The sequence below is a fragment of the Pseudomonas sp. AIG genome (genome assembly GCF_977020205.1).
In genome coordinates, this window is record NZ_CDROCK010000102.1 from 1 (window position 1) to 6,036 (window position 6,036).

At 61.8% G+C, this 6,036-nt stretch carries 10 protein-coding genes; all 10 read right to left on the reverse strand.

The genetic code is table 11. The features are described from left to right. Positions 1-150 precede the first annotated feature (150 nt). Genes ACWR1S_RS30430 through ACWR1S_RS30475 form a run of 10 tightly spaced genes read right to left on the reverse strand, consistent with a single transcriptional unit; the run spans position 151 to position 6,034 of the window. Entirely contained in the window at positions 151-468 is a 318-nt protein-coding gene (locus ACWR1S_RS30430; RefSeq protein ID WP_454566079.1) for a DUF2590 family protein, read from the reverse strand. After that, positions 465-2,450: a phage tail tape measure protein gene (locus tag ACWR1S_RS30435; protein ID WP_454566088.1), complete on the reverse strand. Its 1,986-nt coding sequence runs from the start codon at positions 2,448-2,450 to the stop codon at positions 465-467. The genes ACWR1S_RS30430 and ACWR1S_RS30435 overlap by 4 nt, the downstream gene beginning before the upstream one ends. A gap of 5 nt (positions 2,451-2,455) precedes the next feature. Further along, positions 2,456-2,596: a DUF6890 family protein gene (locus ACWR1S_RS30440; RefSeq protein WP_039013052.1), complete on the reverse strand. Its 141-nt coding sequence runs from the start codon at positions 2,594-2,596 to the stop codon at positions 2,456-2,458. A gap of 23 nt (positions 2,597-2,619) precedes the next feature. After that, positions 2,620-2,913, reverse strand: a complete 294-nt coding sequence (locus ACWR1S_RS30445; protein ID WP_454566089.1) for a putative phage tail assembly chaperone — start codon at positions 2,911-2,913, stop codon at positions 2,620-2,622. Then, positions 2,910-3,425: a lysis protein gene (locus tag ACWR1S_RS30450; protein ID WP_454566090.1), complete on the reverse strand. Its 516-nt coding sequence runs from the start codon at positions 3,423-3,425 to the stop codon at positions 2,910-2,912. The genes ACWR1S_RS30445 and ACWR1S_RS30450 overlap by 4 nt, the downstream gene beginning before the upstream one ends. Beyond that, on the reverse strand, positions 3,425-3,958 hold the full coding sequence (locus ACWR1S_RS30455; RefSeq protein WP_454566091.1) for a lysozyme: 534 nt from the start codon (positions 3,956-3,958) through the stop codon (positions 3,425-3,427). Before ACWR1S_RS30455 ends, ACWR1S_RS30450 begins: the two co-directional genes overlap by 1 nt. Then, positions 3,955-4,251 carry a hypothetical protein gene (locus ACWR1S_RS30460; RefSeq protein ID WP_039756531.1) on the reverse strand — a complete coding sequence of 99 codons (297 nt, stop codon included), beginning with the start codon at positions 4,249-4,251 and terminating at the stop codon, positions 3,955-3,957. Before ACWR1S_RS30460 ends, ACWR1S_RS30455 begins: the two co-directional genes overlap by 4 nt. Beyond that, positions 4,251-4,460 carry a TraR/DksA family transcriptional regulator gene (locus tag ACWR1S_RS30465; RefSeq protein WP_454566092.1) on the reverse strand — a complete coding sequence of 70 codons (210 nt, stop codon included), beginning with the start codon at positions 4,458-4,460 and terminating at the stop codon, positions 4,251-4,253. The genes ACWR1S_RS30460 and ACWR1S_RS30465 overlap by 1 nt, the downstream gene beginning before the upstream one ends. Continuing rightward, on the reverse strand, positions 4,460-4,912 hold the full coding sequence (locus tag ACWR1S_RS30470) for a phage protein (RefSeq protein ID WP_039756525.1): 453 nt from the start codon (positions 4,910-4,912) through the stop codon (positions 4,460-4,462). Before ACWR1S_RS30470 ends, ACWR1S_RS30465 begins: the two co-directional genes overlap by 1 nt. A gap of 6 nt (positions 4,913-4,918) precedes the next feature. Next, positions 4,919-6,034 carry a DUF2586 domain-containing protein gene (locus tag ACWR1S_RS30475; protein ID WP_454566093.1) on the reverse strand — a complete coding sequence of 372 codons (1,116 nt, stop codon included), beginning with the start codon at positions 6,032-6,034 and terminating at the stop codon, positions 4,919-4,921. Between the last annotated feature and the right edge of the window lie 2 nt (positions 6,035-6,036).

Genomic DNA, 6,036 nt, shown 5'->3' on the forward strand with positions numbered 1-6,036 from the left:
CGGTCATCACCCGCCAGAACGGCGAATAACTGCTGGTGTTGGCCACCTTCGCGCCTTGGGCTTCGACTTCCTTTTCCCACGCGGCCTTCAAACCGGCCTCGGTGGTTGGTACGCCGGCGTCGGCGATCACCTTTTTAAAATCGACCTGGCTCATAGACTTACCTCAATCGAACCAAATTTCAGGGTTTTCGCAGTGACCAGGTACACGCCTGGTTCCTGCTGGGTGATGCGTGCCGTGCCCGGCACCAGGCGCTGGTCGTCCTCCACCAACAGTTCCAGTTGCTGGATGCAGTCGCGCTGCCGCAGCCGATCGCGCTCGGCCACCAGCGTCACTAGCAACCCGCTGTCGCGGATCATGTGAGCGATGTCCTGGGCGATGCAGGCGCGGTCATCGACCAACAGCGGCTGGTGGGATGGATCCAGTGCCAGGTCGTTGTCGATGATCAACAGGTCTACGTACTCGCTCATCCGCCGACCGCCATAGCGACCATGTTTTCCACCTCCAGCGGGTTCATAGGTTTGCTGGTGTGAATGTTCACGTTCTCCACATGCGTGCCCTTGTTCTGGCTGCTGTTGTTGTTCTGGATGCTGGTCAGCAGGCCACCGGGCGGCACCGCTGAAGGGCGCGCCGGCGAAAGGCTGGGGATTGCCGCGTTGATGGTTTGCTGGGCTTTCTGCGCGGCGTTGGCTGTGTCGGCGGCATTGGTCGCGGCATCGACGCCGGGCACTTCAGGCATGCCGCCGAAACGCGCTTCGATATTCACGCCCGGGATGCTGTTCAGCAGCTCGATCACGCCGTTTACGGCCTTGGTGAAAATGCCGACGATGCTGTCCCATGCGGCCTTGGCCATGCCTGACCAACCGCCCATGGAGTTAAACCAGTCGGACAGTTTCTGGAGCTTGTCAGCGACGAACTGGAACGCGGCCGTGTTCATTAGGGCAGATGTCCATTCGTCCCAGTAGTGAACCGCCGCGACAATGACCGCCACCAGGGCGAGAACCCCGGCCACGATCCACACCATCGGGTTGGCCAGCAGCGCCGCGTTGACCAGCCAGATCGCGCCCTGCCATAGCAGCATGGCGCCGCGAACCAGTGCTAGACCGGCGCTGAGCGTGTAGATCACGGCCATGTAAGCCAGGATCGCCAGTTTCTGCAGGACGAAGCCGGCGACCGTGCGCAGATTCAGCATCTGAACAACCTTCCACACCGACACCAGGCCCAGCCAGGTCATCCGCGCAACGCCGACCACGACGGTCAACAACGACATGGCGCCAATGATCGCCATGATGGTCAGTGCGGTGATGCCGATCACCCGGGTAATGTTGGGAAACAGCTGCGACCAACGCACCAGGGTTTTGCCGATGTCGACCATCTTGTTCATGAACGGCGTCAGTACCGGGATCAGCACCTGGCCAAACACCACCCGCATGACTTCGACCAGGGACGCCCACTGTTGCCACGGGTCGACCATGGCCCGGGCCATCTGCTCGGCGTTCTCCAGTCCGCGCACCTTGCCCAACTGCTCGATGCCGTTACGCAGTCGATCGGTGTCCTTGGCCAACGCGCCGATCACCTGGGCGCCTTCCCCGCCGAAAGCCTCCATTAACTTGGCCCCGGCTGACGCGCTGGTCAGATCACCGAACTTGCCCTGCAGCTTGTCCAGAATCGCCACCATCGGCAGCACCTTGCCCTGCTGGTCGGTGAACTTCATGCCGAGTTTTTCTGACGCCGCGCCGATGTTCTCGAAGAACGCTTTGTAGCGTCCGCCGGCGTCGCCGCCCTCCATGGTGCTGCTGAGCGTGCCGATCACCGCCATCTGTTCGGCAAGATCGACGCCGGATGTGGTGGCGATCGCGCCGGCTTCCTTGAACGCATCTTTCATCGCCGCGCCGCTGGTGCGAAACAGCTGCACAGCCAGCGCCGTTTGCCCGCCGAGTTTTTCCACCCACGCGCCCTTCCCCATCGCATCGGCCTGGGACTTCTGCAGGTTGTAGAGCGTGCCGACGTATTCGCCCATGGTTTCGGCATCGGACTTGGTGGCCTTCGCCAGCAAGTTGCTGGTGTTGGTGAACGTGGCGAGTTGATTGCCAGCAAGCCCCTTGATGGCGCCCTCGATCAAGTAAGCCGAGGCCACAAAATCCTTGGCGTTCTCGCCATAGCTCACCGCGAACTGCAGCGACTTGGCATTGAGTGCCGACAACGCATCCTCGGCCACGCCCAACGATCGGACGTCGCCCAGGGCGCGATTGACCTCCAGCGCCGGTTCCATGGACTCACGGATCCCGACCACAGCAGCGGTCACGCCGCCCAGGCCAAGCCCGATTGTCTTTATGTGTTTTTCACTCTGATCGGCAAGCTCGGAAAAACCCATTTTCACCTTGCCCAGAGGCGCGGTGACCTTGTCCTGCAAGCTGAGAATGAAAGCCAGGCTGGCGCTACGGTCTGCCAAAGTCGTTACCCGTTCAGCGCAAGGGCGATGCCGTTAGCCACGGCGAACTCCATGCGTCTCCAGTGTTCGTCCTCCAGCCACTTGGCCGTCCCCATCGCCTCGGGCGTGGGTTCGGCACCAGGAAGCCAGCGGTTCGTCAGGGCCATCAACTGGCCCAGTCCGTTTTCGCTTAGGCGCTCAGCGTGCTCGAGCGCTTTTTTACGATCACCTCAACGTTGGGCGCGTACTCCTCGAGCAGCGCGCCGGCGATCTGCATCACCATCACCGGGTTGCCCAGCAGCGGTTTCAGCACGGTTTTTTGTTCCTGCAGCACAGTGGTCATCAACAGGTTGTTGCCCGGGGCGACCTTGTTGGTTTGGGTCAGGGCGTTGAAATACTTGGTGACATCGGCTGGGGTCAGGTTGAAGGTGAATTCATGTTCGCCGACTTCCAGGGTGATTTCGGTGTTGTTCTGTTGGCTCATTGGGTAGATCTCTTGTTGAGGTTGGGAAAAGTGGTGTCCTGGTGCGCTGGCGATCGCTGGCACACGCCACGGACGTATTGCTGCAGTCCGAGAATCATTTGCCGGCTTAAAGCGAGCTGGTTACGGAGGGTGAAATAATCCGGTCGAGCATCTGCTGCGAGTTCGGCGCGTCCTGCATCAGCCATGCGGGCGGTGCCGGCGGTGGCGGGCACAGATCCGGCGGCGGGACAGATGGCGCGGACATGCAACCGGCCAGTGCCATCGCCAACAGCGCGGCGCAGGCGCTCGTTTTCAGTGAGTGCATCGGTCAATTCCTTGGTGTTTCGTTGGTCGATCGCGTCCCGTTCAGCCAGCATCTCGCCGCTGATGCGTACCGCTTCCCGCAGGCCACTCGCTTCCCATTTCGCGCTATCACGCTCGCGCCTGGCTTCGTCGCGCTGGCCTTCGAGGGCGTCAAAACCGATCCAGGCGACCAGGCACAACACGACCAGGAACAAGGCTTGGCGCAGCATCACAAGCCCTCCGCACACAGCCGGGATTCGGCCAGCCGGCGGTTGTGCAGGCCTTGAACGAAGCGCTTGCGGCCTTGGGTGTCGGTCACATACGCCCATACCGGTGTCTTGCCGTCCGATGCCCAGGCCAACGCCCTGCAGCCGTCAGCAATGCGGCCGGCGTTGATCAACGCCACCGCCCGACTGGCGCAAGTGCTGGGCACACCGACGTTGTGGCCATGGCTGGTCAGCGCGTCGAAAGTGTTCTGGCTCACGTCCGGGTTGGTGATGCAGTCGGCCAGCTGCAGCTGGTTTTTGCGGATCACCATCTGCTCCACCTCCGCGCAACGATCGGGCGACCAGTAGTCACCGACTACCACCGGGAACGGGCTGGTGTGTCGGGTGATGCCCTTGCAGACAGTGGGCAGTCCGCTGGCCAACTTGTCGGCATAGACGGTGTTCTGGCCACGGCCTTCCCAAGTACCCAGAAAGATCACCAGCGGCGTGCTGGCCAGCGCGATCGCACCGGCCATGATCCTGCCGCGCAGGCTCATGGGAACCACACCCGCAACAGTGCCGGCACAACCATCTGCAGCACAGAAGCGACCACCGTGAGAATGGTCAGCAAGCGGCCGACCTTGGCGCCGATGTCATTCACCGCGACCGTCAGGGTCTGTTGGCCAGCGTTCAGTTCCGACAGTTGCCCGGCCATGTGTTCGAACCCCTGTTCCAACTTGGTCACGCGGGTAGGCACGGTTTCGTGGCGATCTTCCAACTCGCTCAGCCGGTGTTCAAATACGGCGAATCTCTGCTCAAGCGTTCCGAGGCGTGCGGCGTCAGTGGTCATCAGCGTTTACTCTGCTCAATGCCCGTCTGGCACGGGACACACCGCGTTTTACCGCCCAGTGCCTGGCGCGCCGGCGGGATCTCGTTGTCGCAGTCCTGGCAATGGGTCAGGCTTGGCCCGACCGGCACAGGCGTCAGCAGCTGGGCCCTGATCGCCTGGTCACGTTGGCGTTGCTCCAGCTCCTGGGCGCGGTCGAACCAGTCCACCATTAACGGATCCCCTCGATCTCGGTAGCGTCGAGGTACGGAACGCCGTTGATGTGAATGAAGTCCGGACTGGTGACGTCAAACGGCACCTTGTGTTTGGTCTTCTCGCCACCTTTCGGGTCGATCGACAACAGGCTGGAGATCTTCACCTTGCAGCCGAAGGCTTCCACGCGCAGTTCCTCGTCTTCGCCGGCCTTGGCGAAGAACACTGCGTCAAACGGCTTGAGCTTGCGGAAGCTGCCCGCCGATCGCGCCGCGTCGATCAGCAATTGAAAGTTGGAGCTATCCAGTTCCAGTTCGCCGGCAGCGGCCACGTCGCCCTCCACGTAGCCGTCAGGCACGCCCCGGGTTTGGGCCACGGCCGAGTTGTCGGTGATGTCCAGGGTGCAGCTCTCGACGTGCAGCGACAGATCGCCCAGGCTCACGTCGAAGTTCTTGCCGCCAATTTTTGCCATGGGGCGTTACTCCGTTTTGTCAGTGGAAAGATCCAGGGCAATGTTCGCCGTGAGGTCTTTCGGGCAGTTGAGGGGTTTAAGCTTGATGTAGGCCGCGACCTTGGTTTTGCTCAGCCATTCCAGTACCAGGTCGCCGTCTTTCGGCGGCTCGATATCACCGGGGAACACCTCGCCGGCGAACTTGACGGACTTGGCCATGGCACGCAGTGGCGCCATCAGTTGATTGGTGTTCACCGCCATGCTGTTGGGTGTGCTGTTCAAGCGGCGATCAGCGACACGGCGGATCAGCAGCGGACGGATCAGGCGCGCGGCCTTGTCGGTGATGCGCAGGTATTCCACGACCTGAAAGTCACTACCCGGGGTATCCAACATGTTGCAGTCACCCCAGTACACGCCCGGGTAGTCCGGATAGATCTGCGACACGGAGAGCCGTGCGCGATCCAGCTCGCTGCGCACAGCGGACGGCAGCGGGACCAGCTCGATATCAATAGGTGTTTCGCCAAGCCCCAACACCGGGCCGGTGGCTACGCGCATCGGGCTATCAGCGATGCTGACGGACGAATTGGCCAAGCGGCCCGCCAGCACGCCGAGATCATTGCCGTGAAGCTGCGGGATCACCGCTACGCGCGGAGCGGCAAGGCCTGCGACCAACGCCTTTTGCTCAGTGAGGTATTGCGCCCAGGCCTGGTCGACGGTGACGCCAGCACTGCTGGCCAAGAAAAACACGCGACGGCCGTAGGTGTTGTTGAGAGCGACAGCCGCGTCATGCATAACCGACACTTCGTCAGCCTTCACCACCGGTTTGGTGACAATCACCGCTTCCACAGAAACGCCTTGTTGCTGGCTTTTCTCCAACGCGGAGGCCCAATCGCCCTCAGCGCCGATCGGAGCCGCCATGCACGCCCAGCGCTGGCCACCGTTCTGGCGAGCGGCCGTGATTTGCGTTTTAAGATCGCTGGCTGGAACACCCAGCGCGGCGTCCAGATCGCTGTCTGTGTTCAGCGGGATGAACTGGCCGACGTTCTTGGCGGCCGGGCCAATAAAAAGAAAGTAACGCTCAACCTCTGTCACGGCGCCCTGGCCTAGATTGAGATTGTCGACGGTGACTTGACCGAGTGCCATGC